The sequence below is a fragment of the Streptomyces sp. NPDC031225 genome, from assembly GCF_055570355.1.
The window spans coordinates 190,429-215,791 of the sequence record NZ_JBVIHJ010000004.1 but is presented as its reverse complement, the minus strand read 5'-3'; the positions used below and the strand labels follow the sequence as shown (position 1 = coordinate 215,791).

Genomic DNA, 25,363 nt, shown 5'->3' with positions numbered 1-25,363 from the left:
CTTTCCTTCTGGTTCGGTATGTCGGACACGGTTCGCGGCTCACGTCGTGCGGGGCTTGGTGTACACCGGTGCGGGGTGGTCAGGCCACCCCGCACCGGCGTACGTCTAGGGGCGGAGCAGCACCTTGCCCACCATCGGATCACCGGACCCGACCAGTTCGATCGCCTCGCGGAACCCGTCGAGCGGCAGCTCGTGGGTGATCAGCGGCAGCGGATCGAGGAGACCGGCCCCGAAGACGCGCACCGTGTGCGCCCAGGCGCCCGGCGGGGCCCCGAAGACGGTGTGCACCTCCAGCTGCCGTACGACCAGGTCGGTGGGGTCGAGACCCTCGGCACCCGGCGCCGGGATGCCCGTCAGGACCAGACGTCCGCCGCGCCGGAGCAGACCGGCGCCGATGCGCGCGGCCGACGCCGACCCGGCGGTCTCGATGACGACGTCGAAGCCGTCGGGGAGCTCCTGGTCCTTGGTGCGGAAGTCGCTGGCACCGAAAGCCTTCGAAAGATCGGCCCGGTCGTGCCGCGTCCCCACCACGAGCAGCTCGCCCGGCGAGGCCGCCTTGAGGAACTGGACGGCGAACATCCCGAGCGTTCCCGTGCCCACGACGGCCACGCGCTCACCGGGCAGGGCGTTCGCCTTGAGCGCGGCGGCCGCGACGCAGGCCGCCGGCTCCAGCAGGGCCGCGGCGGTCAGGTCGGCGTTGTCGGACAGGACATGGAGCAGACGCGCAGGCAGGGTGAGGGTGGCGGCCATCGCGCCCGGGTGGGTGAACCCGGTCTCCTCGTACCCGGCGCTGCACAGGGTCGTCTCGCCCGCGTGGCAGCGGTCGCACACCTGGCAGTTCCGGAAGCCCTCGCCCACGACCTTGCGGCCCACGAGGGTCGAAGGCACCCCGGTCCCGACCGCCTCGACCGTCCCGGACCACTCGTGGCCCGGAGTGAGGGGATAGCGGACGTATCCCTCGGGCCGGTTGCCCTGGTACACCTCACGGTCGCTGCCGCAGATGCCGACGGCGTGGACGTGCACCAGCGCCTCCCCGGCGCCGGGCTGACGCGGGGTGTGCTCGTCGATCCGGTGTTCGCCGGGTGCCTCGACGACGACCTCAAAGCTCACTGTGAGCCCTTTGGCCTGCGCTGCTCCCAGCCCTCGGCCCACAGATCGAACCGGGCCTGCTGCTGCGGGAACTCGGCCGCCGCGTCGACGTCCAGCTCGACACCGAGACCGGGCTTGTCGGAGAGGTGGAAGTAGCCGTCCACGACCTCGGGCGCCCCCTTGACGACCTTCTTGATCTCCGCGTCGGCGAAGTCGTTGAAGTGCTCCAGGATCTTGAAGTTCGGGGAGGTGAAGCCCACCTGGAGGGAGGCGGCGGTCAGCACCGGGCCACCGACGTTGTGCGGGGCGACGAGCACGTAGTGGGTCTCCGCGGTGGCGGCGAGCTTCCGGGTCTCCCAGATGCCGCCGAGGTGGCCGACGTCGGGCTGGATGATGTCCACGGCCTGGCTCTCGAAGAGCTCCCGGAACTCGATGCGGTCGTGGATCCGCTCACCGGTGGCCACCGGGATGTCGACCTTGGCGGCGACCTTCTCCAGCGCCTTCAGGTTCTCCGGCGGGCAGGGCTCCTCCAGCCACGCGGGCTTGAACGGGGCCAGGTCCTTGGCCAGCCGGATGGCCGTGGCGGGGGAGAAGCGGCCGTGCATCTCCAGCATCAGCTCGGTGTCGGGGCCGATGGCGTCCCGTACGGCCTCGATGAGGGAGACGGCGTACCGGCTCTGCTCGTGGTCCAGCTCGAAGTGGCCGGTGCCGAAGGGGTCGATCTTGAGCGCCCGGTACCCGCGCTCCACGACCGTCCGGGCGGCCTTGTGGTACGCCTCCGGGGTCCGCTCGGTGGTGTACCAGCCGTTGGCGTACGCCTTGACCCTGTCGGTGACCTTGCCGCCCAGGAGCTGCCAGACCGGCACCCCGAGGGCCTTGCCCTTGATGTCCCAGCAGGCCATCTCGATCACGGCGATACCGGACATGACGATCTCGCCGGCCCGCCCGTAGTCGCCGTACTTCATCCTCTTGACGAGGTCCTCGACAGCGAACGGGTCCGACCCGAGAATGTGGTTGGTCTTCGCTTCGTGCAGGTAGCCGAGCAGTGCGTCGGTGTGGCCCAGCATGCGCGTCTCACCGACGCCGGTGAGACCCTCGTCCGTGTGCACCTGGACGTAGGTCAGGTTGCGCCATGGGGTTCCGACCACATGCGTGCTGATTCCCGTGATACGCACGACAGCTACTCCCTAGACTTTCCATCTGTTCGAAATCTCGGCTCACGTTCGAAATGCTGGCTCGACGGTAAGGACGTCGCGGTCGGAGTGTCAATGGGTCGAGGAGCCGAACGCGAAACGTTGCCGACATGAAAGCCGAGCGGCACTCGCCCGCCCCGCGGACGGCACGTCGGGGACACGCCCTGGGGTGCAGCGGACGTACCGCCATGATCGGCCGCCCTCTCGGCATCTGTCACGGCCGTGTTACTCAAACGTGACGACTTCCGGCCGCAGCCCTCTTGACCGTCATGAATTGTTAGCGCTAACAATAACCCCGCATTCACCGATCGATGCCCAACGGCATCTGAGGGGGTATGGGCGTCGTGTCGACAGTTTCTCAACTGGCTCCACCAGCAGCTCTCTTAGAAATGTCCGGAATTCCGGAGTGACCTGGACGGTGCGACATCGTCCGTCCACACCACAGTCCCCGTCAGCCGGCGATCGCCAAGGAGGTGCGACCGTGAACCACTTGCAGCTTCGGCCGCCCACCATGGCCGACGTGGCCCGCGTGGCGGGGGTGTCCCACCAGACCGTCTCCCGCGTCCTGGGGGACCACCCCAACGTGCGCAAGGAGACCCGCGCCAAAGTCCTGCGCGCGATCGAGGAGATGGGCTACCGCCGCAACTCCTCCGCACGGGCCCTGGCGACCCGGCGCACCCGGACCCTGGGAGTGGTCTCGGCCAACACCACGCTCTACGGGCCGGCCAGCACACTGTTCGCGCTCGAGGAGGCGGCCCGGGCCGAGGGGTACACCGTCTCGACGGTCAGTCTGCGCAAGCTGGTCGTGGAGACGCTGTCCGAAGCCCTGGACCACCTCAGTGAGGGGGGAGTGGAAGGGGTGATCGTCCTCGCCCCGCAGCGGTCGGCGGCGGAGGCCCTCGCCGAACTCCGCCACCCCTTCCCGGTGGTGGCCGTGGGTACCGGCTCCGGTGCGGAGGTCCCCAGCGTCAACGTGGACCAGCAGCTGGGTGCCAGGCTGGCCACCGGTCATCTGCTGGCCGCCGGCCACGCCACGGTCTGGCATCTCGCCGGACCCGAGGACTGGCAGGAGGCGGTCGACCGGACCGTCGGCTGGCGGGCCACCCTCGAAGCGGCGGGTGTCGAGCCGCCGACGCCGCTGCACGGGGACTGGAGTCCGCTGTCGGGCTACCGCGCGGGCCAGGAACTGGCCGGCTGGGTGGGCCGTGGACTGACCGCCGTCTTCGTCGCCAACGACCAGATGGCACTGGGGGTGTTGCGGGCCCTGCGCGAAGCGGGGGTGCGCACGCCGCAGGACATCGCGGTGGTCGGCTTCGACGACATCCCGGAGGCGGAGTACTTCGCCCCACCGCTCACCACCGTCCGGCAGGATTTCGCGGCGGTCGGCAAGCGGAGCATCTCCCTGCTGCTGGATCTGATCGAGGGCCGGTCCCCCTCCGGCTCCCAGGGGGTCTTCATCGAACCCCAACTAGTCGTCCGTGCCAGTACGTTCCCGCACATGCCACAGCTGGGGGACGCTCCCGGCTGACGCGGCACCACACCGACCGGTCACATTCGCACACCTGTGTGATCGATATTTCGAATAATGATCGACAGGTCGGTCTCACGCGTACCAACGGTCCAACCTCGGACCGGCTCTTCAAAGGAGAAGAAACATGCTCAACAGGAGAAACTTCCTCACTGCGGCGATCGGTGTGGCGGCCACGGGCGCCCTGGCGGCCTGCGCCAAGGAGGACAAGGGCTCCACCGGCACCTCCTCCTCCGGTGGCAGCAAGGCGATCACCCTCGGCTTCTCCCAGGTCGGCTCCGAGAGCGGCTGGCGCAGCGCCAACACCGACTCGGTGAAGGCGGCGGCCAAGGAGGCGGGTTACAACCTGAAGTTCTCCGACGCCCAGCAGAAGCAGGAGAACCAGATCTCCGCCATCCGCAGCTACATCGCGCAGAAGGTGGACGTCATCGCCTTCTCCCCGGTGGTCGTCACCGGCTGGGACGCGGTGCTCAAGGAGGCCAAGGCGGCGAAGATCCCGGTGGTCCTCACCGACCGCTCCGTGGAGACCTCCGACCAGTCCCTCTACGTCACCCTGGTCGGCTCCGACTTCACCGCGGAGGGCCGCCGCGCCGGCAAGATCCTGGAGAAGGTCCTGGCCAAGGCCGGCGTCAAGGGTCCGGTGAAGATCGCCCAGCTGGAGGGCACCACCGGCGCCGCCCCGGCCATCGAGCGTGCCAAGGGCTTCAAGGAGGTCATGGACGCCGAGCACAAGGACGACTGGAAGATCGTCGTCAGCCAGACCGGTGACTTCACCCGCGCCGGCGGCAAGCAGGTCATGGCGGCCTTCCTCACCTCGAACCCGGACATCAACGTCCTGTTCGCGCACAACGACGACATGGCCATCGGCGCCATCCAGTCCATCGAGGCCGCGGGCAAGAAGCCCGGCAAGGACATCCTGATCGTCTCGATCGACGGCGTGAAGGACGGCTTCGTCGCCATGTCCGAGGGCAAGATCAACGCCATCGTGGAGTGCAACCCGCTGCTCGGCCCCCAGCTGATGGAGGTCGTGAAGACGGTCCACGACGGCGGCTCGGTCGAGCGCTGGATCAAGACCAAGGAGGGCGACTTCATGCAGGACCAGGCCAAGGCCGCGCTCCCGACCCGCAAGTACTGACCGACCGCACCCACCGGCGGGGAGCCACGGGCCGGCCGAGCACACCTCGGCCGGACGGGCTCCCCGCGGGCCGGGCCCGCAGCGGGCCCGAACCGATCCCACGAGGAGCGCTGCCATGGCAGAGCCGCAGCCCGTCCTGGAGATGACGGGCATAGTCAAAGAGTTTCCGGGGGTAAGGGCTCTGTCGGGCGTCGACTTCCGGCTCTTCCCCGGCGAGATACACGCTCTGATGGGCGAGAACGGAGCCGGGAAGTCCACCCTGATCAAGGTGCTGACCGGGGTGTACACCCTGGACGGCGGCACCATCACCCTCGACGGGAAGTCCGTGCGGATCGGCAGCCCGCTGCAGGCGCAGCAGGCCGGCATCAGCACGGTCTACCAGGAGGTCAACCTCTGCCCCAACCTGTCGGTGGCGGAGAACATCTTCATCGGACGTGAACCGACCCGCGCGGGCCGCATCCAGTGGAAGCGCATGCGCAGCGAGGCGGCGAAGCTCGTCGACCGCCTCGGCCTCGACATCGACGTCACCGCGCCGCTGTCCGCGTACCCGCTGGCCGTGCAGCAACTGGTCGCGATCGTGCGGTCGGTGGGCACCGGCGACAGCGACGGCGAGGGCTCCGGCACCAAGGTGCTGGTCCTGGACGAACCGACGTCAAGCCTCGACCGCGACGAGGTCCTCGAACTGTTCCGTCTCATGCGGCAGTTGAGGGACGAGGGCGTCGCGATCCTGTTCGTGTCGCACTTCCTCGACCAGATCTACGAGGTCTGTGACCGGATGACCGTCCTGCGCAACGGCACCCTGGTCGGCGAACACCTGGTCCGCGACCTCGACCAGGTCGGGCTGATCGAGCTGATGATCGGCAAGGCCCTTGACCAGCTGGAGGAGCTCCACGACCAGCAACTGCACGCGGACGTCGGTGAGGAGCTGCTGAAGGCGGAAGGCCTCGGCAGGAACGGCGGTATCGCCCCCTTCGACCTGGAGATCAAGAAGGGCGAGGTCGTGGGCCTCGCCGGCCTGCTCGGCTCCGGCCGTACCGAACTGGCCCGGCTGCTCTTCGGCGCAGACCAGCCGGACAGCGGCACGGTGACCGTCGGCGGCGAGGCGGTCTCGCTGAGCGCCCCCAACGACGCCATCGGCGCCGGAATCGCGTTCTGCTCGGAGAACCGCAAGACCGAGGGCCTGGTCCCCGACCTGACCGTGCGGGAGAACATCATCCTCGCGCTCCAGGCGGCCCGCGGCTGGACCCGGCCCGTTCCGGCCGCCCAGCGCGACGAACTCGTCGCCAAGTACATCAAGGCACTGGACATCCGGCCCGCCAACCCCGAAGCCCGCGTGGGCCAGTTGAGCGGCGGAAACCAGCAGAAGGTGCTCCTCGCCCGCTGGCTGATCACCCAGCCGAAGCTGCTCATCCTGGACGAGCCGACCCGCGGCATCGACATCGGCGCCAAGACGGAGATCCAGAAGCTGGTCGTCTCCCTCTCCGAGGACGGCATGTCCGTGCTGTACATCGCGGCCGAACTGGAGGAGGTGCTCCGGCTCAGCCACACCATCGGAGTGCTGCGCGACCGCAAGCTGGTGGCGCAGCTCACCAACGGGCCCGAGATCACCACCAGCAAGATCCTCGAGACCATCGCGAGCGGAGAACACCAGTGACCACCGACTCCCGCTGGCGAGCACTGACGCGCCATCACCTCTTCTGGCCGGTCGCGGTCCTGATCGCCCTGCTGCTCGTCAACGTCCCCTTCACGCCCGACTTCTTCGCGATCCACATGACGAACGGCCACCTCTACGGCAGCCTCGTCTCGATCGTGCTGTTCGGCTCGCCCCTCATCCTGGTGGCGGTCGGCATGACCCTGGTCATAGCCACCGGCGGCATCGACCTCTCCGTCGGCGCCGTGGTAGCCATCACCGGGGCCCTGACCTGCTCGTACATCAGCGACCAGGCCGACCAGGGCGCCCTGTCCGGCGTGCTGCTCGCGATGGGCCTCGGCCTGGTCGCGGCGGTCGTGTGCGGCCTGTGGAACGGCTTCCTCGTCGCCCGGATGGGTATCCAGCCCATCATCGCGACCCTGATCATCATGGTCGCGGGCCGAGGCGTGGCCCAGCTGATCACCGACGGCCAGATCATCACCATCAACAGCGACCCGTACCAGCTGATCGGCGGCGGCTACTGGCTGACCCTGCCCTTCTCCATCTTCGTGGTGGCGGCCGTCGTGGCCGTCACCGTGGCGCTGACCCGCCGTACGGCCCTCGGCCTGCTCGTCGAGGCGGTCGGCGGCAACGCCGAGGCCAGCCGTCTGGTGGGCATCAGGTCCCGCCGCATCAAGATCATGGTGTACGTGTTCTGCGCCCTGTGCGCCGGTATCGCGGGCCTGATGATCAGCTCCAACACCTCGGCCGCGGACGGCAACAACGCCGGCCTGTGGATCGAGCTCGACGCGATCCTCTCCGTGGTGATCGGCGGCACCTCGCTGCTGGGCGGCCGGTTCTCCATCGGCGGCACGGTGATCGGCGCCCTCGTCATCCAGACCCTGACCACCACGATCTACACCATCGGCGTACCGACCCAGACCAACCTGGTCTTCAAGGCCGCCGTGGTCATCGTCGTCTGCCTGCTGCAGTCCCCGAAGTTCCGCGCCAAGGTCTTCGGCGCCCGCGCCCGGTCCGCCGCCCCGGCCGAACCCGCCGCGGTGGCCGAGCCCGCTCCCAAGATGGAGGTGTCGTGATGAGTGCGACCACCCGGACTCCCACGACCCCGGAGAGCCGTACCCCGTCCAGGTCCGCGAGCCTGCTGGGCGACCGGCGGCTGCCCGTCCTGGTCACGGCCGGCCTGTTCCTCGTGATGTACGTCGTCGGCCTCAGCCGCTACCAGAACTACGGCTTCGGCGAACCGCAGGTGTTCCTCAACCTGTTCATCGACAACAGCTATCTGCTGGTCGCCGCCGTCGGTGCCACCTTCGTCATCATGTCCGGCGGAATCGACCTGTCCGTGGGTTCCGTGATCGGCTTCACCACCATGCTCACGGCCTGGCTGGTGGAGGACGTGGGGCTGCCCCTGCTGCTCGTCGTGCCCATCTCCCTGGGCGTCGGCGCGTTCGGCGGCTTCCTCATGGGCTACGTGATCCACAACTTCGAGATCCAGCCCTTCATCGTGACGCTCGCCGGCCTCTTCCTCTTCCGGGGCCTGTGCCTGGTCATCAGCAAGGAGTCGATCGCCATCACCGACTCGGCCGTGAGCACGCTGGCCGAGACACGGGTGCCGCTGGGCCTGGGGGACCTGTCGATCGGTGCCGTCGTGGCTCTGGTCGTCCTGGGCGTCGCCTTCTACGTCCTGCACTACACGCGCTTCGGGCGCCGGGTGTACGCCATCGGCGGCAACGAGCAGTCGGCCCTGCTGATGGGCCTCCCGCTGGGCGGTACGAAGATCGCGGTCTACACGATGAGCGGCTTCTGCTCCGCGCTCGCCGGACTCCTCTTCATGCTCTACATCCAGTCCGGTGACCCGCTGCACGCCGTGGGCATGGAACTCGACGCGATCGCCGCGGTGGTCATCGGCGGCACGCTGCTGACGGGTGGCTCCGGCTACGTCCTGGGCACCCTCTTCGGCGTCCTCGTCCTGGGCCTGATCAAGAGCATCATCCAGTTCGAGGGCACGCTCAGCTCCTGGTGGACGAAGATCGCAACCGGAGTGCTGCTCTGCGCGTTCATCCTGGTCCAACGCGCCATGACGGCCCGTAAGAAGACCTGAGCCGAGCTGGACGGACGTCGGTTTCGGCGCGATGGGGTGGATCATCCGCAATCCGTCGCGCCGAAACGGCGGTCCGCACACAATCTTCACGGAAGTTCTCGGAAATCCTGCTCACAGGACCCTTAATCTTCCCGCGTCATGGACTTCTGCAACCCGTGCCGACGGCACCTCAACGGCGCCCTCGCCTGCCCGGGGTGCGGCACCTCGATCGAGGCGCTACGCGCGTATCCGGCCCAGCCGTACATACCCGCGTACGACGTGTACGGCGCCGAGGCGCCCGAGGCGTACGCCGTGGACACCGACGCGGACGACCGGTCCGACACGAGTGACGGCCCGGCCGAGGTGGCGGAGCCGACCGGCGGACGGGCGTCGCGGCGACGTGCGCGAGGCCGTACCGACCGTGCGGGCGCTGATGCCGGGAGCCAAGGCCGTGACGACGAGTACGACGACGAGGGCCCCGACGCCGCCGAGGGCGGGGCGAGTCGCCGCGACCGCAAGGCCGCGGCTCACCGTCGGCGCCGCCGCCGGACCCTGTTGGTCGTCGCGGGCTTCGTACTCGCCGCCGGTGGTCTGAGCCTCGCCGAGCTGGGCATGGACGCCCCGGGTTCCTCCTCCAGGCCGGCCGCGGCGGGCGGGGAGTCCGCCGAGGGCGGGGCCTCCCCGGAGGCGAGCGCGTCGGACTCGGCGGACGCCCGCTCCATCGCAACCGTTCCTTCGCCCTCGCCCACCCCGACGGACTCCGCCTCCCCGTCGGCCTCGGTGTCGAAGGACGAGGACCACAAGGTCAAGGACGCGGAGAAGTCGGCCCAGTCGGCGTCGGCCCCGGCGCCGGGAGCCACCCCGACGGCCACGGCCACGGGCGGCGCCCCGGCCCCGTCCGCCGACCCGACCACCGCGAACCCGACGCCGGCACCCTCGGAGTCGGAGTGCTCACGCTTCTTGTGGTGGTGCACGTAGAGGCTCCGCCGGCGGTGAGGTCGGCGCGGCCCGGCGGGGGCTGATCGCGCAGTTCCCCGCGCCCCTAACCAGGCACACCCACCCCAGCTGCAAGAGAAACCGCGCGACACACCCACCCAGGGGCGCGAGGAACTGCGCGACCGGCCACGATGCTCCCGCGGCCTCATGACGTGCTCCGCCGCACCCACCCAGGGGCGCGGGGAACTGCGCGCCCGGCCACGATGCTCCCGCGGCCTCATAACACGCCCGCCCACACCCACCCAGGGGCGCGGGGAACTGCGCGACCGGCCACAACGCTCCCGCGGCCGCCCCGGGGGCCTACGCCTCCACCATCCGGCGCAGCATGTCCCGCAGGGACTCCCGTTCTCCCTGCGACAACCCGGCCAGCGGCTCGCGCGCGAAGCGCAGTCCCTCCCGCAGTTCCCGTGCCACCCGGCGCCCCTCCTCCGTGGCCGCCGCGACCTTGACCCGCCGGTCCGCCGGATCGGGGCGCCGTTCCACCAGTGCCCGCGCTTCGAGCCGGTCCACGATCCCGGTGACGTTCGACGGCTCGCACTTCAGTTTCTGGGCCAGCTTGCGCATGGGCAGCGGCTCCCGGGACAGCAGACTCAGCAGCCGCGCCTGCGCCCCGGTGAGCGCGTGCTCCGCGGCCGCGTCCTCGTAGTCCGAGTAGAAACGGGCCACCACGTCGCCGATCAGCTCGACGACCTCCATGGCCAGCGGGTCGGGTCGGGTCGGATCAGGAGTGGACATGCGCTCCAGAATACCGCGTTACTTGACATCATGAAATATTCAGAGGCATGGTTGTTTCAGGTACTGAAGTAAATGGAAAGGTCCTGGCATCATGATCAACCGCGAATGGCACCTCACCTCCCGCCCGGTGGGCGTACCGAAGCCCGAGGACTTCGCCCTGGTCGAAGCCGAGGTCCCGACCCCCGGTGAGGGCCAGGTGCTCGTCCGGAACAAGTACCTCTCGGTCGACCCCTACATGCGCGGCCGCATGAGCGCCGCGAAGTCGTACGCCGAGCCCTTCGAGCTCGGCAAGGTCATGCAGGGCGGCGCGGTCGGCGAGGTCATCGAGTCCGACGTCGAGGGCATCGCCGTCGGCGACCACGTCCTGCACTTCCTCGGCTGGCGCGAGTACGCGGCCGTACGCGCCGAGAGCGCCGTCAAGGTGGACGCGGACGCCGCGCCGCTGTCGACGTACCTCGGCGTCCTCGGCATGACCGGCCTCACCGCCTACGCGGGTCTCCTGCGCACCGCGTCCTTCAAGGAGGGCGACTCGGTCTTCGTGTCCGGCGCCGCGGGTGCCGTCGGCGGCCAGGTCGGCCAGATCGCCAAGCTCAAGGGCGCCTCCCGGGTGATCGGCTCCGCCGGTTCCGACGACAAGGTCAAGCTGCTCGTCGAGGAGTACGGCTTCGACGCGGCCTTCAACTACAAGAACGGCAAGGTCAGCGACCAGCTGCGCGAGGCCGCCCCGGACGGGATCGACGTCTACTTCGACAACGTCGGCGGTGACCACCTGGAGGCCGCCATCGGCTCCCTCAACCAAGGTGGCCGTATCGCGGTCTGCGGCATGATCTCGGTCTACAACAACACCGAGGCAGCTCCCGGCCCGCGCAACCTCGCCCGTCTGATCCAGACCCGCGGCCGTATCGAGGGCTTCCTGGTCGGCGACCACTACGACCTCCAGCCGGAGTTCGTCTCCGAGGTCGGTCCGTGGGTGGCGTCCGGGCAGCTCAAGTACCGCGAGACGGTCGTCGAGGGCATCGAGAACAATCTGGAGGCGTTCCTCGGGGTCCTGCGGGGCGACAACACCGGGAAGATGATCGTCAAGCTGTAGCGCGGGACTGTCCGCGTGACGCACGCCCGGCAAAGCCCGTCGGCCGTGCGCGGGCGGAGGCCGTACCCCTGGACGTGGGGTGCGGCCTCCGCTCCGTCACACGGTGAGCGCCGCCCGGTGAACGGCCCTCACCAGCCGCTCGTTCTCCGGTGCCGCCCCTCCCGGGAAGGCCATCCGGCGGCGGGTGTAGCCGTAGGCCAGACCGCTGCGGGGGTCGGCGAAGGCCTGGGAGCCGCCCGCACCGCTGTGGCCGAAGGCGCCGGCGCCCAGGAACGGGTGCCACATGTCGGCCGTGGCCTGGAAGCCCAGGCCGTAGGACTTGTGGGCCCGGGCGACGAGGTCGTAGCCGACGGAGTGGATCTGGCCGACCTCGGCGATCGTGTCGGGCTTCAACAGGGGCGGACGGTCGCACCGTTCGCTGATCGCCGCCGCGTACATGCCGGCCAGGCCGCGGGCGGACGCCACTCCACCCGCCGACGCCGGGCCCTTCGCGCGCACGGCACGGGAGTTGGCGTAGGCCATCAGATCCCCCGGGTCGGGCACCTGCTGGTTGAAGGCGATCGCGTGCAGGCTGTGCGGTGCCCTCGGTGCCGCGTCGAGCAGCGCCTGCTGTTCGGCCGTCGGCGTCATCGGCTGCACGGAGCGGTACCGGGGTTCCAGGGACGCGGGCAGGCCCAGATGGAAGTCCAGTGCGTACGGGGCGCGGATCCGCTCCTCGTAGACCTCCTGGAGCGTACGGCCCGTCGCGCGCCGCACGATCTCACCGCTGAGCGCCCCGATGACGAGCGCGTGATAGCCGAAGGCCGTGCCCGGACGCCAGAACGGCTTCTGGTCGGCGAGCCGTTCCGCCATCGCCCGGTCGTCCGCCAGCTCCTGCGCGGTGAACCCGTCGTCCAGGCCGACCACTCCGGCCCGGTGCGACAGCAGCTCGCGCAGGGTGAGCTGGCCCTTGCCCTCGGCCCCGAACTCCGGCCAGTAGTAGGTGACTTTGCGGTCCGGCTCCAGCGTGCCCTCCTGGACGAGGAGCGCGACCACCAGATGGGCGGCACCCTTGGTCGACGAGAACACGCCGTAGAGGGAGTCGGGCCCGACCCCTTCACCGGCCCACAGGTCGACGACCTGCCGGCCATGGACGTACGCGCTCAACTGCCCTTCGTAGTCGGGCCGCTCGCGCGCCACGGACGCGGCGAACTCCTCACGCACCGCCTCGAAGCCGTCCGCGACCGTGCCGTGGATCTCCTGCGTCATCCGCTCTCCTCAACCTCAGCCGCTGCTCGTGTGTGCCATGGTGAACAATGCCCGTCCGACCTGGGCGAACTTCCCCCTTCGGGTGATCCCGCGAGAGGGGCAGGGGCCGCCGGCGCCCGGAGACAGACGAGTTCCCGGTGGCGTAGACCGCTCCACGCGCCCCGGCCCGACGAACCCGCGGTCCCCGGCCGCGTTGTTCGGTTGTTCGGGGCGGACGGCAGCGTGCCGGTGGGGGTGATGAGCAGGACGGGCCTCGCAGAACCGGTTCTTGTGATGGGCACGCGTACCTCCTCCGGAGCTTCCTGAGATCGGTACGGCGAGATGTACCTGTTCGACTCAACCGCAACCGGAGGGAGCCCGCGGCGCGGATACCCCGGATGGCGCATCCCGTGCCCACCGGACGGGGCATGCTGAGGGCAGCGGAAGCGGGTGGCGCGCGAGTCCCACAGGAGATGCTCATGGCAACGATCCCTTCGCTCCCCAGCAGGGACGACGTGCTGCGCATGGCACGGAACACCACCGACATCACCGGCCAACTCCTCGACACGGCCCAAAACATCACCAGGATCGCGATCAACACCCTCGACCCGAGGGACGGTTCGGGCGCCGAGGCGCTGCGCGTCCTGCGCGAGACGACGGCGGAACTGGCCGAGGCGAGCGCGTCCCCGCAGGCCCAGGAGGCGTTCTACCGGATCGTCGACACCCTCACCCGGCTCGGCACCGCGGGCGCCCCGCTCGCAGTGCATCCGGTAAGCGAACCGGCGCAGGTGCTCCTCGCGGCGCTCGGCGACAGCCTGCTGCCCGTCCTGGACGCGGTGGAACCGGCGGTCGAGGAGTTCGCGACGGCGCTCGGCGACCTGGTGGAGTCGGCCTCCCCCCTGCTCCCCGTGGCGGCGGGCGTGGTCGCGGGCGCCCTGCTGGCCCTGACCCCGCTGATCCGGGCGGCGGCCGACGTACTGCGTGACTCGACGCCCGAACTCCGCCGTGTCGCCGACGCGTTGACGGCCGCGTCGACCCCGCTGACACCCCTCCAGGTGGCCCTGGCCGAACGGGCGGCCGCCGTCGGCGCCGGGGTCGTACGCGCGACGCTCCCGCCGCTCGCCGACCTCACGGACGCGGCGGCGGCGACCGCGAAGGCGGCCCGGCCGGTGCTGATCGCCGGCGAGGAACTGTTCGTGACCGGCCTGGAACGCCTCCAGCCTGCGCTGATGGCCGCCGCCTCACGTACGGGCAGCGTGGCCCGGGCGGTGGCGGTCAGGGTGTCCGCGGCGGTGTCCCCGGCGGCGCAGCAGGGGGTGGTGGTGGCCGTATCCCCGGCGTGAACGGCACCCGATAGGGTTCTGGCCATGCGTGATCTCGGGGCGGGCTTCCACTATCTCCTGAAGGGCCAGCGCTGGGTGGCCCGGCACGGCAAGCAGTACGGCTTCGGCCTGATCCCGGGTCTGATAACCCTGGTGCTGTACGTGGCGGCGCTGGTCGCGCTGGCCACCTGGGGCGAGGACTCGGTGTCCTGGGCGACGCCGTTCGCCGACGACTGGTCGAGCCCCTGGCAGGGCCTGTTCCGCGGTTTCCTCACGGCGATCCTGTTCGCCCTCGCCCTGCTCCTCGCGGTGCTGACCTTCACAGCGGTCACCCTCCTCGTCGGCCAGCCCTTCTACGAGAGCCTCTCCGAGAAGGTCGACCGGGACGTCTCCCCGGACGGCACGGCCCCCGAGTCCGGCCTCCCCCTCTGGCGCGAGCTGCTGATCTCGGCGCGGGACAGCCTCCGTATCCTCGTCCGCGCCCTGCTGTGGGCCGTCCTGCTGTTCGCCCTCGGCTTCGTCCCCCTCGTCGGCCAGACCGTGGTCCCGGTGGTCGGCTTCTTCGTGACGGGCTTCTTCCTCACCGAGGAACTCACCGGGGTGGCGCTCCAGCGCCGAGGCGTCGAACTCCGCGCCCGCCTCGCCCTCCTGCGCTCCCGCAAGACCCTCATCTGGGGCTTCGGCACCCCGCTCGCCCTGGCATTCGTGGTCCCCTTCGTCGCGGTGTTCCTGATGCCGGGCGCGGTGGCGGGGGCGACGCTGATGGCGCGGGAACTGCTGGGCGAGGAGACCCGGGACGACGACAGCGACGACAACGAGGACGACGAGGAGCGGGTGTCCGGTGAGCTCGGACCCTGAGGTGACGGTCCGCCCGGCGACCACCGCGGACGCGGAGGCCGTCTTCCGGCTCCTCAGCGGCTTCGCCACCACCTACCGTCCCGACCACGCCCGCTTCGTGACCGTCACCTTCCCCCAGGTCCTGCGCGCGGCCGCGGAGAACCGTGCGGAGTTCCCGGTCGCCGAGCAGGAGACACGGGTCGTCGGATACGCCTACGCGGCCAGGATGCCCACCCTGTTCGCGGGCGGTACCGTGCTCGAACTCCTGGAACTCGCCGTGACCCCGTCGCGGCGCGGCCGGGGCACCGGCTCCCGGCTCGTCCGCGCGGTCCAGGCCCGTGCGCGGCAGGCGGGCGACGTGGAGGTCACCGTGCCGACGCGCAGGGCCGCCGACTTCTACCGCCGTCTGGACTTCACCGAGACGGCGGCCCTCCTGAAGTGGCCCACCCGCCCCGAAAGCCCTACGCCCCCGCCGCCACCACCACGATCGCCCGCACCTGCGCGATGATGTCCAGCCGGTTCTGCACGAAGTCGGGATCGGTGACCTCGGTGGTGTTCCCGGCCCCGAACTCCAGCACAGGCGTGTGCACATGGCCGCCCGGCAGGGTGTCGTGCAGCCCCAGCCGGTCCCGGAGCAGCGTGGCCCGGTAGGCGATCTCGTTGGAGAGGTAGTCGCCGCCCCCTCCGGCCCGGGCCGTGGACCCCGGGGTGGGTCCGTCCGCCCGCACCACGGGCCCCGTGCCGCCCGCCGGGATCTCGGTCACCGCGGTGTGGTCGTAGACCGGGAAGCGCCCGGTGTCCGCGTCCACGATCGCCTTGTACGGCAGCGTCGTCGTGGTCCACTGCGGTTGCGAGGCCGGATCGGCGACCGGGACGGTGCCGGTCACCCCGATGGTGTCGTTGTCCGGGAACCCGCCCCGCCAGGCCCCGTTGGTGCGCTCGATGTCGAACCGCCCCACCCGCCCCTGGCTCACGGTCGTGAAGAGGTCCACCTTCCTCAGATACGGCCGCAGCGCCCGCTCCACGGTCCTGTCCGTGAAGTCCTGCCACCGCACCGGGAAGACGACGGTCTCCACCCGCGCCGGCCCGTCGGCGGTCCGGATCACCGTGCCGTCCAGCGCCAGCGCGGTCGCCCCGGACGGATTGGAGATCCGTATGTCCCGGTCCAGGGTGAACGGGTCGAACCCGGTGACGAGCACCCGCTTCAGCCGCTTGCCGGCCGGATACCGCACGGCGGTCTGCCCTCGCGAGGTCCGCTCCAACTCGCCGAGCAGGGCGTTCCGTTGCCCGTCCGACAGCCCGAACGCCGGTTCCCAGGTCCGCACTTCACGGGTCATCCCCAACCGGGCCCAGTACAACGGCCGGTCGTCGTCGCGGCTCAGGTCCCCGCCGGCCGGTCCCCGCCCCTGGGCCCGGTCGACGGCCCGCCGCCACAACGCGGACCCCTGCCCCACGACCACCTTCCGCGCCTCGGCGTAGGAGCGCGTCGCCCCCAGCGCCCGGGTGAAGCGCAGCGGTACGGCGTCGAACCCGGACCGCTCCAGGATCTCCCGCGGCACCGCCCCGTCCAGCCGCTGCTCCTCCACCGTGGGCGAGGGCGCGGCCTCGGCCACCGCCGGGCTCACGGGGACCGCCAGGCCCGCCAGAACGGTCAGTCCCAGGATGCCGATCCGAACACGTGGGGATCTCAAGGGAGTTCAGTTCCTTCCGTCGCTGTGGGGCCGCGAGTGAGTGGTACCGACGACGGCAGTATCGCGTGACGGAAGTGGTCTACGCCATAGGGGGCGGACTGCAGCAATACGGCGCCGTACGAAGGGAGTTCCTCGCCGGTCGCGGACCGGGCTCATCGCCCACGGATCCGCCCGGTCAGTCCACCGGCTCGCCCAGCAGCGCGAGGAAGTCCCGGAACGCCCCCGGCATGTCCACCGACTCCGGGTCCAGCAGCCACTGGTACTGGAGGCCGTCCATCACGGCCACGAGCAGGGGCGCGGTGCGTTCCGGAGTGAGGCCGTTCGGGAGTCGGTCGCCGTACTCGGAGCGCAGGGCCGTCACCATCGACGCGCGCACCCGGGTGTAGCGGCCGGTGAAGTACTCCCGGGCGGGATGCCCCTCCGTCACGCTCTCGCCGAGCAGCGCCGAGAAGGTCTGGATGACACCGGGCCGCATGGCGTTGTACTCGACGAGCGAGGCGAGCAGATCGACCCGCCAGCTGCCGTTCGGGACGGCGTCCCACCGGTCCCGCTCCTCCAGCACCGCGACCAGCAGCGCGTCCTTCGTCGGGAAGTGGTGCAGCAGCCCCTGCTGGGTCAGCCCGACCCGCTCGGCCACCGCGGCCAGGCTCGCGCCCCGGTAGCCGCGCTCGGCGATGACCTCCAGGGCCGCCCGGACGATCTCCGCCCGGCGCTCCTCGCTTCTGGCCCTGGCGTTCATGGCGTCACCGTACGGCATGCCCGCCACCCGAATGTAACGGCAGGATCACGAAACCTACCGTTCGCCAGGTAGACGATGCACGATGTGGGGACCGGACGGACGTCAACGAGGAGGCACCGCCATGGCGGCACCCGCGGCACCCGAGGCAGCCGAAGGACCAGAGGGGACCACCACCCCCGCCGACCAGGCCCGCGAGGCGGCCGTCGAGGCGGCGCTGGCCCGGCTCGACCTGGACGCCAAGGCCCGGCTGCTGGCCGGCCAGGACATGTGGACCCTGCCCGCGCTCCCCGAGATCGGCCTGGCCTCCCTCGTGATGTCCGACGGCCCGATCGGCGTCCGGGGTGTGCGCTGGAGCGCCGACGACCCGTCGATCGCCCTGCCCTCCCCGACCGCGCTCGCCGCCGCCTGGGACCCCGAACTCGCCCGCAGGGCAGGAGTACTGCTCGCCCAGGAGGCCCGCCGCAAGGGCGTGCACGTGCTGCTCGCCCCCACCGTCAACCTCCACCGCTCACCGCTCGGCGGCCGCCACTTCGAGGCCTACAGCGAGGACCCCTACCTGACGGGACGGATCGGCGCCGGGTACGTGACCGGCGTACAGGAGGGCGGCGTCGGCACCACCGTCAAGCACTTCGTCGCCAACGACGCCGAGACCGACCGCTTCACGGTGAACAACCTGGTCTCCGAACGCGCCCTGCGCGAGCTGTACCTGGCCCCCTTCGAGCACATCGTCGAGAACGCCCACCCATGGGGCATCATGACCGCCTACAACACGGTCAACGGCACGACGATGACCGAGCACCACCACCTCGTGAACGAGGTCCTACGCGGCGAATGGGGCTTCGACGGCTACAACGTCTCCGACTGGATGGCCGCCCGCTCCACCAAGGACGCCATCGAGGGCGGTCTCGACGTCGCCATGCCCGGCCCGACGACCGTCTACGGCGAGGCCCTCGCGCAGGCCGTGCGGGACGGCCGGGTCGAGGAGGCCACGGTCGACACCGCCGTACGCAACGTGCTGCGGCTCGCCACCCGCGTCGGCATCCTGGACGGCGCCGAACCCGTCGTCACCGAACTCCCGGAGACCGTCGACGGCATCGGGCTGGCCCGCGAGATCGCCCGCCGCTCCTTCGTGCTGGTCCGAAACCAGGGCGCGCTTCCGCTGAAGGCGGGCACCGTCGCCCTCATCGGTGCCGCCGCCCGCGACGCCCGGGTCCTCGGCGGCGGCTCCGCCACCGTCTTCCCGGACCGGATCGTCTCCCCGCTCGACGGCCTCACCGCGGCCCTGCCCGAGGGCACCCTCAGCTACGCCGTCGGCGCCGACCCCACCACCGAACTCGCCGTCGCCGACAAGGGGTTCACCCTCGAAGCGGTCTGCCGCGACGCCGACGGAACCGTGATCGGCACCCGCTCCGCACCCAACGGCCAGATCCAGTGGATGGGCTCGGACCTCCCCGAGGGCGTCACCCACGACCGCCTGCACACCGTGGAACTCACCGGCGCCTTCATCCCTCGCGAGACCGGCACCCACACCTTCGGCATCAAGGGACTCGGCGCCTTCAGGCTGGCCGTCGACGGCACCACGTACTACGACGACGTCCAGCGCACCGACAAGGACGACCCCTTCGTCTCCTTCTTCGGCGCCCCCGAACCCCGCGCCCGCGTCGACCTGACCGCGGGCGAGCCGGTCGACGTGTCCCTGACCCACACCGTCGTCCTGCCCGAGGACGTCCCGATGAAGGTCGTCGGGTTCTCCCTCGCCCACCAGGACCCGCAGCGCGACCCCGACGAGCTGATCACCGAGGCCGTCGAGGCGGCACGGAACGCCGACACGGCCGTCGTCGTGGTCGCCACCACCGACCGCGTCGAGTCCGAGGGCTTCGACCGCCGGGACCTGGCCCTTCCGGGCCGCCAGGACGACCTGGTCCGCGCGGTCGCCGCCGCCAACCCGAACACCGTCGTCATCGTCAACTCCGGTTCCCCGGTGGAACTGCCCTGGCGCGAGGACGTCGCCGCCGTCCTGCTCAGCTGGTTCCCCGGCCAGGAGGGCGGCGCCGCCCTCGCCGACGTGCTGACCGGCGCCCGCGAGCCCGGCGGCCGACTGCCCACCACCTGGGGCACCCTGGCCGCCGCCCCGGTCACCAGGGTCGTCCCCGCCGACGGTGAACTCCCCTACGACGAGGGCGTGTTCATCGGGTACACGGCCTGGGAGAAGGCGGGCCGCACCCCGGCCTACCCCTTCGGCCACGGCCTCGGCTACACCGACTGGACCTACGAGTCCGTCGAGGTCCAGGGCACCACCGTCCGGGTCCGGCTGCGCAACTCCGGCACCCGCGCCGGCCGCGAGGTCGTCCAGGTCTACCTGGCGCCCGCCGAGCCCGACGCCGAGCGCCCCGCCCGCAGGCTCGCCGGATTCGCCGGAGCCGAGGCCGGCCCGGGCGAGCGCGTCGAGGTCACCGTACGGCTGCCGCGCAGGGCCTTCGAGATCTGGGACGACAAGACCTCGACGTGGACGCATGTGAAGGGTTCGTACGAAATCCAGGTGGGTAGCTCGATCGAGGACCGCCGGGTCACCGCGACGATTAACGTCTGATCCCAGAGGGCACGGCCCTCGCACAAGCAGCCCCGGCCCGGGACCTGACCCCTGGGCCGGGGCTCGTCCGTGTCTAGCGGCTCGTGAACCCGTAGACGGTCTGGGAGCGGTAGGTCTCTCCCGGCCGCAGCACCGTGCTCGGGAACTCCGGCCGGTTAGGGGAGTCGGGGAAGTGCTGGGTCTCCAGCGCGATGCCGTCGCCGGGCGCGAACGGTTCGGGCAGATGGTCCGCGGTGTACAGCTGGAGCCCCGGCTCGGTGGTCGCCACCGTCAGCACCCGGCCGGACGAGGGGTCGAACAACTCGGCGACCTCGACGGCGTCCCCGGTGATCCCCTTGTCGAGCACGAAGTTGTGGTCGTAACCCGCGCCGACCTTGCGCGCCTCGCGGAAGTCGAACCGGGTGTCCGCGACCTCCGCCACGCCCGTCGGGATCAGATCCGCGTCGACGGGGGTGAACCGGGAGGCGGCGACGCGCAGTTCGTGCCCGCCCGCGTTCCCGGAACCGGCCAGGTTGAAGTAGCTGTGGTTGGTCAGGTTCACGATGGTCGGCGCGTCGGTGACCGCCTCGTAGGCGATCCGCAGCGCACCCGACCCGTCCAGGCTGTAGGTCGCGGAGACCTCCAGGCGCCCCGGGAACCCCTCCTCACCGTGCGCGCTGACCCGGCTCAGCCGCACCCCGTGCTCCCCGGCCGGTGCCATGTCCCACACCCGCTTGTCGAAGCCGTTCTCGCCACCGTGCAGGGAGTTGGGCGCGTTGTTGGGCGCAAGGGCGTACGTCAGCCCGTCCAGCTCGAAACGGCCGCCCGCGATCCGGTTCGCGTACCGGCCGACGAACGCCCCGAGATACGGCCCCGAGTGCTCCAGATACCCGTCCAGACCGGCGAACCCCAGCACCACGTCCGCGGTGCGCCCGTCCCGGTCCGGCACCTCGACGGACTGCACGATCCCGCCGTACGACAGGATCCGCACCCGGACGCCCACGCGCTCCAGGGTCCAGCGGTGGACCGCGGTGCCGTCGGGAAGTGTGGCGAAGAGTTCGTTCATGTGCGGAACTTTAGGTCACGGACCTGACCTTGCGGTATGCGATCTCCGCCAGCCTCGCCTGACCGTCCACACTCGGATGGAACCAGTCCCAGTGGCTGAGCTGGGCGGTGCCGAACCGGTAGGCGTACACCGCGCCCCCGTCGTAACGGCAGTGCGCGTCCTGCGCGCACACCTCCTTCAGCACGGCGTTGTACTCCTCCACCCGTTTCTGCACGGTGTCGCGCCGCCGGGTCGCCGCCGCGTCCACGGCGTCCGCGTCGGCCAGCATCGACGGGCACACCCCCAGCTTCCACACCTGCTTGCCCATCGGGTTGGTGCGCCCCTGGGACCACAGCCGCTTCAGGTTCGGCACGCTCGCCACGTACACCTGCGCCTTGGGCGCCTTCTGGCGCAGCACGCTCAGCGCGTCCTCGAAGTCGGCGCGGAAGTCGGCCACCGGCGTCATCGCCGCCGTGGAGTCACGGCAGGCGTCGTTGGCGCCCGCCATCACCGTCACCAGTTCCGGCGCCCGCGCGGCAGCCTGGGCCATCTGCGTGGACAGGTCGGCCATCCGCGCCCCGGACACCGCGTAGTTCCAGCTGTGCCCGGCCGCCTTCGCCTTCCCCAGCAGCCGCACGGCCAGCGAGTCGACCTGCGCGCTGCTCCCGGTCGCCCAGGACACGTCGGGGCAGTCCGTCAGGATGCCGCACGCGTCGAAGCCGCGGGTGATGGAGTCGCCCACGGCGGCCACCGAACCCGGGCTGCTGTCCCACGCGGGGGTGGGCTTCGGCGAGGGCTTCGCCTTCTGGCTGGGGCCCGCCGAGTCGCCCCCGACGGCGTCACACCCCGCGACGCCCACAAGGGCCGCCGTCAGGACGGCGACAACGGCCCGCGAACGGTGGCCCTGCTTGCGCATCCGTGGTGATCCCCTCATGAATCTCGTGCATACGGTGGTCCTCTCATAACAACGCACGGGAGTTCCCGTGGCCGCGAGGGAACGATCGAGACCCTTGTCGGCGTCCTGCCGGGTGAATGGCGGGCGTTTCGGGGCACCGGGACCGACGGTACGTCACACTCCTTGCGCCGCCGCACGGTAGCCTCGCCATCAACGTGGCTGCCTGCCATCGCCGCCATGCCAGCCAGCAAGACTTGTCCCGCTCTGCCCGGAGGTCCCGGTGACGACACGTGGAGTTCTGTACGTGCACTCCGCGCCGCGCGCGCTGTGCCCGCACGTCGAGTGGGCCGTGGCCGGGGTGCTCGGCACACGCGTCAACCTCGACTGGATCCGGCAGCCGGCCGCGCCCGGAACCTGGCGCTCGGAGTTCTCCTGGAAGGGCGAGGCGAGCACCGCGTCGAAGCTCGCGTCGGCCCTGAGAGGCTGGCACCTGCTGCGCTTCGAGGTGACGGCCGAGCCCTGCCCCACCGCCGAGGGCGAGCGCTACAGCTGCACTCCCGACCTCGGTATCTTCCACGCCGTCACCGGCATCCACGGCGACATCCTGATCCCGGAGGACCGCCTGCGCGCGGCGCTCACTCGCTCACAGCGAGGGGAGACGGACCTGGAGGCGGAACTGGCCAGGCTCCTGGGCAAGCCCTGGGACGACGAGTTGGAGCCCTTCAGGTACGCGGGCGAGGGCGCCCCGGTCCGCTGGCTGCACCAGGTCGTCTGAAGCACTTCGCGTACACGTGAAGGGCCCCCACCGACCGGTGGGGGCCCTTCACGTTGCGCAGAGACGATTCTCAGACCGTACGGAACGCCAGTACCACGTTGTGCCCACCGAACCCGAACGAGTCGTTCAGGGCGGCGATACGGCCCTCCACGGGCAGCTTGCGCGCCTCACCGCGGACGACGTCGGCGTTGGCCTCCGCCTCCGGGTCGAGGTTCTCGATGTTGATGGTGGGCGGAGCGATCCGGTTGTACAGCGCGAGAACCGTCGCGACCGTCTCCACGCCGCCCGCGCCACCCAGCAGGTGACCCGTCATCGACTTGGTGGCCGAGACCGCCATGTGGTCGGCGTCGTCGCCGAACACCTTCCGCAGCGCCTTGAGTTCGGCGATGTCACCGGCAGGCGTCGACGTGGCGTGCGCGTTGACGTGCACGATCTCCGCCGGGTTCAGGTCGGTGCTGTCCAGCAGGTGCCGCAGGGCCTGCGAGATACCGCGGCCCTCGGGCTCCGGCTGCACGATGTCGTGTCCGTCGGCGGAGATGCCCTGCCCGACGGCCTCGGCGTACACCCGCGCACCGCGCTTGGCGGCGTGCTCGGCGGACTCCAGGACGACGACACCGGCGCCCTCGCCGAGGACGAAACCGTCACGGCCGATGTCGTAGGGACGCGAGGCGCCCTCGGGGTTCTCGTTGTTCTTGGACATCGCCATCATGTTGCCGAACGCGGCGATGGGCAGCGGGTGGATCGCCGCCTCCGTGCCCCCCGCGACGACGATGTCGGCGCGGCCGGTACGGATCATCTCGATGGCGTAGCCGATGGCCTCGGCGCCCGAGGCGCAGGCGGAGACCGGGGTGTGCACGCCCGCGCGGGCGCCGACGAGCAGCCCCACGTTGGCGGACGGGCCGTTGGGCATCAGCATCGGCACGGTGTGCGGGGAGACGCGGCGGACGCCCTTCTCCTTGAGTACGTCGTACTGGTCGAGGAGGGTCGTCACACCGCCGATGCCGGAGGCGATGACGGCGCCGAGCCGGTCGGGGTCGACCTCGCCGACCGAGCCGTCCTCACCCGCCCTGCCCTCGAAACCGGCGTCGGCCCAGGCCTCCTTGGCCGCGATCAGCGCGAACTGCGCCGAGCGGTCCAGGCGGCGGGCCTGCGGGCGGGGAATGACCTCGGTGGGTTCCACCGCGATCTGTGCGGCGATGCGGACCGCCTGCTCGGCGGCCCACTCCTGCTCCAGGGGCCTGACGCCGGACTTGCCGGCGACGAGGCCCTCCCAGGTAGAGGCTGCGTCGCCACCCAGCGGTGTGGTTGCGCCGATACCGGTGACGACCACGGTGCGATTGGTCGGGCTCACGGGAAATCTTTCTCCAACGGTACGAGGATTAAGCGGCGCCACCGCCGGGTGGCGGGGCCGGTCAGCGTCCGGCCCAAGCAGGGCTCAGGCCTGGTTCTTGAGGATGTAGCTGGTCGCGTCGCCGACCGTCTTGAGGTTCTTGACGTCGTCGTCCGGGATCTTGACGTCGAAGCGCTCTTCGGCGGCGACGACGACCTCGACCATGGACAGCGAGTCGACGTCCAGGTCGTCGGTGAAGGACTTGTCCAGCTGGACGTCCTCAACCGGGATGCCGGCGATCTCGTTCACGATGTCGGCGAGACCGGCGACGATCTCTTCCTGAGTGGCGGCCATTTCGGCGCTCCTTCGTTTTCTTTTCCAGAGGGTTGGCAGTGCTTCCCGCAGCGGATCGGGTGATCCGGCACGGAGTGCCTAGGGGAGGGTAACGACAGTGGCGGCGTACACGAGACCCGCCCCGAATCCGATGACGAGCGCAGTGTCACCGCTCTTCGCCTCACCGGTCGCCAGAAGCCGCTCCATGGCGAGCGGAATCGAGGCGGCCGACGTGTTGCCGGTGGTGCGCACGTCGCGCGCGACCGTGACGTGCTCCGGCAGTTTGAGCGTCTTCACCATCGAGTCGATGATCCGCTCGTTGGCCTGGTGGGGAATGAAGACATCCAGCTCGTCCGGGCTGATCCCGGCCGCGTCCAGCGCCTGCTGGGCGACCTTCGCCATCTCGAACACGGCCCAGCGGAACACCGCCTGGCCCTCCTGCGTGATCGCAGGGAACTTGCCGGAACTGTCGTACTCGTTCCACGGTACGGTCTGCTTGATGGTGTCCGACTTGTCGCCCTCGGAGCCCCACACGGTCGGACCGATGTGCGGTTCCTGGGACGGGCCCACGACGACCGCGCCCGCGCCGTCACCGAACAGGAAGGCCGTCGCGCGGTCCTCCAGGTCGGTCAGGTCGGACAGCCGCTCCACGCCGATGACGAGGACGTACTCCGCCGAACCGTCGACGATCATGCCCCGGGCGAGGGTCAGGCCGTAGCCGAAGCCCGCGCAGCCCGCCGAGATGTCGAAGGCGGCGGCCTTGTTGGTGCCGAGCTTGTCGGCGATCTCGGTGGCGACGGCCGGGGTCTGCTTGAAGTGCGAGACCGTCGAGACGATCACGCCGCCGATCTGCTCGGCGGAGATCCCGGCGTCCGCGATCGCCTTGCCGGACGCCTCGACCGACATCGCGGCCACGGTCTCCTCGTCGGAGGCCCAGTGCCGGGTCTGGATGCCGGAGCGCGAGCGGATCCACTCGTCGGACGAGTCGATCGTCTCGAGGATCACCTCGTTCGGCACGACCCGGGTGGGGCGGTAGCCGCCGACACCGAGGATGCGCGCGTACGGAGCGCCCTTGCTGGGCTTGATCTTCGACATTGCTCTCGGCT

23 protein-coding genes are annotated in these 25,363 nt (G+C 70.5%); 12 read left to right on the top strand and 11 right to left on the bottom strand.

The features are described 5' to 3' along the window. Positions 1-105: 105 nt before the first annotated feature. On the bottom strand, positions 106-1,110 hold the full coding sequence (locus ACZ48Z_RS08510) for a zinc-dependent alcohol dehydrogenase (RefSeq protein ID WP_468735042.1): 1,005 nt from the start codon (positions 1,108-1,110) through the stop codon (positions 106-108). Then, complete coding sequence (locus ACZ48Z_RS08505) at positions 1,107-2,264, bottom strand: mandelate racemase/muconate lactonizing enzyme family protein (protein WP_468735041.1); 1,158 nt, start codon at positions 2,262-2,264, stop codon at positions 1,107-1,109. Before ACZ48Z_RS08505 ends, ACZ48Z_RS08510 begins: the two co-directional genes overlap by 4 nt. Before the next feature lie 499 nt (positions 2,265-2,763). On the opposite strand from ACZ48Z_RS08505, the gene ACZ48Z_RS08500 reads away from it, so the two are divergent. From ACZ48Z_RS08500 to ACZ48Z_RS08475, 6 genes are all read left to right on the top strand, one after another. After that, on the top strand, positions 2,764-3,810 hold the full coding sequence (locus ACZ48Z_RS08500; RefSeq protein ID WP_468735040.1) for a LacI family DNA-binding transcriptional regulator: 1,047 nt from the start codon (positions 2,764-2,766) through the stop codon (positions 3,808-3,810). Between the two features lie 127 nt (positions 3,811-3,937). Beyond that, complete coding sequence (locus tag ACZ48Z_RS08495; protein ID WP_468735039.1) at positions 3,938-4,945, top strand: ABC transporter substrate-binding protein; 1,008 nt, start codon at positions 3,938-3,940, stop codon at positions 4,943-4,945. Positions 4,946-5,060: 115 nt separating this feature from the next. Next, on the top strand, positions 5,061-6,599 hold the full coding sequence (locus ACZ48Z_RS08490; protein WP_468735038.1) for a sugar ABC transporter ATP-binding protein: 1,539 nt from the start codon (positions 5,061-5,063) through the stop codon (positions 6,597-6,599). Continuing rightward, positions 6,596-7,672 (top strand): ABC transporter permease, encoded by a 1,077-nt coding sequence (locus ACZ48Z_RS08485; RefSeq protein WP_468735037.1) that lies wholly within the window; start codon positions 6,596-6,598, stop codon positions 7,670-7,672. Before ACZ48Z_RS08490 ends, ACZ48Z_RS08485 begins: the two co-directional genes overlap by 4 nt. Next, positions 7,672-8,694: a galactofuranose ABC transporter, permease protein YjfF gene (yjfF, locus tag ACZ48Z_RS08480; protein WP_468735036.1), complete on the top strand. Its 1,023-nt coding sequence runs from the start codon at positions 7,672-7,674 to the stop codon at positions 8,692-8,694. Before ACZ48Z_RS08485 ends, yjfF begins: the two co-directional genes overlap by 1 nt. A 138-nt stretch (positions 8,695-8,832) precedes the next feature. After that, positions 8,833-9,651: an SCO2400 family protein gene (locus tag ACZ48Z_RS08475; protein ID WP_468735035.1), complete on the top strand. Its 819-nt coding sequence runs from the start codon at positions 8,833-8,835 to the stop codon at positions 9,649-9,651. 318 nt (positions 9,652-9,969) lie between these two features. Here ACZ48Z_RS08475 and ACZ48Z_RS08470 read toward each other — a convergent pair whose 3' ends face one another. Then, positions 9,970-10,404, bottom strand: coding sequence for a MarR family winged helix-turn-helix transcriptional regulator (locus tag ACZ48Z_RS08470; protein ID WP_468735034.1), 435 nt, complete (start codon positions 10,402-10,404; stop codon positions 9,970-9,972). A gap of 91 nt (positions 10,405-10,495) precedes the next feature. Here ACZ48Z_RS08470 and ACZ48Z_RS08465 point away from each other — a divergent pair, with 91 nt between their 5' ends. After that, positions 10,496-11,494, top strand: a complete 999-nt coding sequence (locus ACZ48Z_RS08465) for an NADP-dependent oxidoreductase (protein ID WP_468735033.1) — start codon at positions 10,496-10,498, stop codon at positions 11,492-11,494. Between the two features lie 96 nt (positions 11,495-11,590). Here the strand turns inward: ACZ48Z_RS08465 and ACZ48Z_RS08460 are convergent, their stop codons facing one another. After that, entirely contained in the window at positions 11,591-12,742 is a 1,152-nt protein-coding gene (locus tag ACZ48Z_RS08460) for a serine hydrolase domain-containing protein (protein WP_468735032.1), read from the bottom strand. A gap of 458 nt (positions 12,743-13,200) precedes the next feature. Between ACZ48Z_RS08460 and ACZ48Z_RS08455 the strand changes: the two genes are divergently transcribed. From ACZ48Z_RS08455 to ACZ48Z_RS08445, 3 genes are read left to right on the top strand one after another with little or no spacing between them, the layout of a single operon-like run. Further along, positions 13,201-14,064: a hypothetical protein gene (locus tag ACZ48Z_RS08455; RefSeq protein ID WP_468735031.1), complete on the top strand. Its 864-nt coding sequence runs from the start codon at positions 13,201-13,203 to the stop codon at positions 14,062-14,064. A gap of 24 nt (positions 14,065-14,088) precedes the next feature. After that, positions 14,089-14,901, top strand: a complete 813-nt coding sequence (locus tag ACZ48Z_RS08450; protein ID WP_468735030.1) for an EI24 domain-containing protein — start codon at positions 14,089-14,091, stop codon at positions 14,899-14,901. Then, positions 14,885-15,388: a GNAT family N-acetyltransferase gene (locus tag ACZ48Z_RS08445; protein ID WP_468735029.1), complete on the top strand. Its 504-nt coding sequence runs from the start codon at positions 14,885-14,887 to the stop codon at positions 15,386-15,388. Before ACZ48Z_RS08450 ends, ACZ48Z_RS08445 begins: the two co-directional genes overlap by 17 nt. On the opposite strand, the gene ACZ48Z_RS08440 is transcribed toward ACZ48Z_RS08445, so the two are convergent. Both ACZ48Z_RS08440 and ACZ48Z_RS08435 read right to left on the bottom strand, forming a co-directional pair. After that, positions 15,342-16,571: a pyroglutamyl-peptidase I gene (locus tag ACZ48Z_RS08440; protein WP_468735028.1), complete on the bottom strand. Its 1,230-nt coding sequence runs from the start codon at positions 16,569-16,571 to the stop codon at positions 15,342-15,344. The genes ACZ48Z_RS08445 and ACZ48Z_RS08440 overlap by 47 nt on opposite strands. Before the next feature lie 175 nt (positions 16,572-16,746). Next, positions 16,747-17,328: a TetR/AcrR family transcriptional regulator gene (locus tag ACZ48Z_RS08435; protein WP_468735027.1), complete on the bottom strand. Its 582-nt coding sequence runs from the start codon at positions 17,326-17,328 to the stop codon at positions 16,747-16,749. Positions 17,329-17,431: 103 nt separating this feature from the next. Between ACZ48Z_RS08435 and ACZ48Z_RS08430 the strand changes: the two genes are divergently transcribed. Continuing rightward, positions 17,432-19,900, top strand: coding sequence for a glycoside hydrolase family 3 protein (locus tag ACZ48Z_RS08430; protein ID WP_468735026.1), 2,469 nt, complete (start codon positions 17,432-17,434; stop codon positions 19,898-19,900). Positions 19,901-19,973: 73 nt separating this feature from the next. On the opposite strand, the gene ACZ48Z_RS08425 is transcribed toward ACZ48Z_RS08430, so the two are convergent. Beyond that, on the bottom strand, positions 19,974-20,945 hold the full coding sequence (locus ACZ48Z_RS08425) for an aldose epimerase family protein (protein WP_468735025.1): 972 nt from the start codon (positions 20,943-20,945) through the stop codon (positions 19,974-19,976). A 10-nt stretch (positions 20,946-20,955) separates the two neighbouring features. Then, the gene (locus ACZ48Z_RS08420) at positions 20,956-21,840 is read right to left on the bottom strand and encodes an SGNH/GDSL hydrolase family protein (RefSeq protein ID WP_468735024.1); all 885 of its coding nucleotides are present in this window, start codon (positions 21,838-21,840) and stop codon (positions 20,956-20,958) included. Between the two features lie 259 nt (positions 21,841-22,099). Here ACZ48Z_RS08420 and ACZ48Z_RS08415 point away from each other — a divergent pair, with 259 nt between their 5' ends. Beyond that, a complete protein-coding gene (locus ACZ48Z_RS08415) occupies positions 22,100-22,594 on the top strand; it encodes a DUF3145 domain-containing protein (RefSeq protein WP_468735023.1) in 495 nt (164 codons plus the stop codon). Between the two features lie 70 nt (positions 22,595-22,664). Here the strand turns inward: ACZ48Z_RS08415 and ACZ48Z_RS08410 are convergent, their stop codons facing one another. The 3 genes from ACZ48Z_RS08410 to ACZ48Z_RS08400 all read right to left on the bottom strand — a co-directional run bounded on the left by ACZ48Z_RS08410 (position 22,665) and on the right by ACZ48Z_RS08400 (position 25,352). Beyond that, the gene (locus tag ACZ48Z_RS08410) at positions 22,665-23,945 is read right to left on the bottom strand and encodes a beta-ketoacyl-[acyl-carrier-protein] synthase family protein (RefSeq protein ID WP_468735022.1); all 1,281 of its coding nucleotides are present in this window, start codon (positions 23,943-23,945) and stop codon (positions 22,665-22,667) included. A gap of 84 nt (positions 23,946-24,029) precedes the next feature. Continuing rightward, positions 24,030-24,278, bottom strand: coding sequence for an acyl carrier protein (locus tag ACZ48Z_RS08405; protein WP_389820736.1), 249 nt, complete (start codon positions 24,276-24,278; stop codon positions 24,030-24,032). 78 nt (positions 24,279-24,356) lie between these two features. Further along, positions 24,357-25,352, bottom strand: coding sequence for a beta-ketoacyl-ACP synthase 3 (locus tag ACZ48Z_RS08400; RefSeq protein ID WP_468735021.1), 996 nt, complete (start codon positions 25,350-25,352; stop codon positions 24,357-24,359). Between the last annotated feature and the right edge of the window lie 11 nt (positions 25,353-25,363).

Excerpts from the sequence above, each read along its gene's own strand:
- ACZ48Z_RS08495 (WP_468735039.1), top strand. The coding sequence starts at position 3,938 with ATGCTCAACAGGAGAAACTTCCTCACTGCGGCGATCGGTGTGGCGGCC.
- ACZ48Z_RS08405 (WP_389820736.1), bottom strand. The coding sequence starts at position 24,278 with ATGGCCGCCACTCAGGAAGAGATCGTCGCCGGTCTCGCCGACATCGTG.
- ACZ48Z_RS08450 (WP_468735030.1), top strand. The coding sequence starts at position 14,089 with ATGCGTGATCTCGGGGCGGGCTTCCACTATCTCCTGAAGGGCCAGCGC.
- ACZ48Z_RS08435 (WP_468735027.1), bottom strand. The coding sequence starts at position 17,328 with ATGCCGTACGGTGACGCCATGAACGCCAGGGCCAGAAGCGAGGAGCGC.
- ACZ48Z_RS08425 (WP_468735025.1), bottom strand. The coding sequence starts at position 20,945 with ATGAACGAACTCTTCGCCACACTTCCCGACGGCACCGCGGTCCACCGC.
- ACZ48Z_RS08470 (WP_468735034.1), bottom strand. The coding sequence starts at position 10,404 with ATGTCCACTCCTGATCCGACCCGACCCGACCCGCTGGCCATGGAGGTC.
- yjfF (WP_468735036.1), top strand. The coding sequence starts at position 7,672 with ATGAGTGCGACCACCCGGACTCCCACGACCCCGGAGAGCCGTACCCCG.
- ACZ48Z_RS08430 (WP_468735026.1), top strand. The coding sequence starts at position 17,432 with ATGGCGGCACCCGCGGCACCCGAGGCAGCCGAAGGACCAGAGGGGACC.
- ACZ48Z_RS08465 (WP_468735033.1), top strand. The coding sequence starts at position 10,496 with ATGATCAACCGCGAATGGCACCTCACCTCCCGCCCGGTGGGCGTACCG.
- ACZ48Z_RS08400 (WP_468735021.1), bottom strand. The coding sequence starts at position 25,352 with ATGTCGAAGATCAAGCCCAGCAAGGGCGCTCCGTACGCGCGCATCCTC.
- ACZ48Z_RS08490 (WP_468735038.1), top strand. The coding sequence starts at position 5,061 with ATGGCAGAGCCGCAGCCCGTCCTGGAGATGACGGGCATAGTCAAAGAG.
- ACZ48Z_RS08475 (WP_468735035.1), top strand. The coding sequence starts at position 8,833 with ATGGACTTCTGCAACCCGTGCCGACGGCACCTCAACGGCGCCCTCGCC.
- ACZ48Z_RS08455 (WP_468735031.1), top strand. The coding sequence starts at position 13,201 with ATGGCAACGATCCCTTCGCTCCCCAGCAGGGACGACGTGCTGCGCATG.
- ACZ48Z_RS08420 (WP_468735024.1), bottom strand. The coding sequence starts at position 21,840 with ATGCGCAAGCAGGGCCACCGTTCGCGGGCCGTTGTCGCCGTCCTGACG.
- ACZ48Z_RS08460 (WP_468735032.1), bottom strand. The coding sequence starts at position 12,742 with ATGACGCAGGAGATCCACGGCACGGTCGCGGACGGCTTCGAGGCGGTG.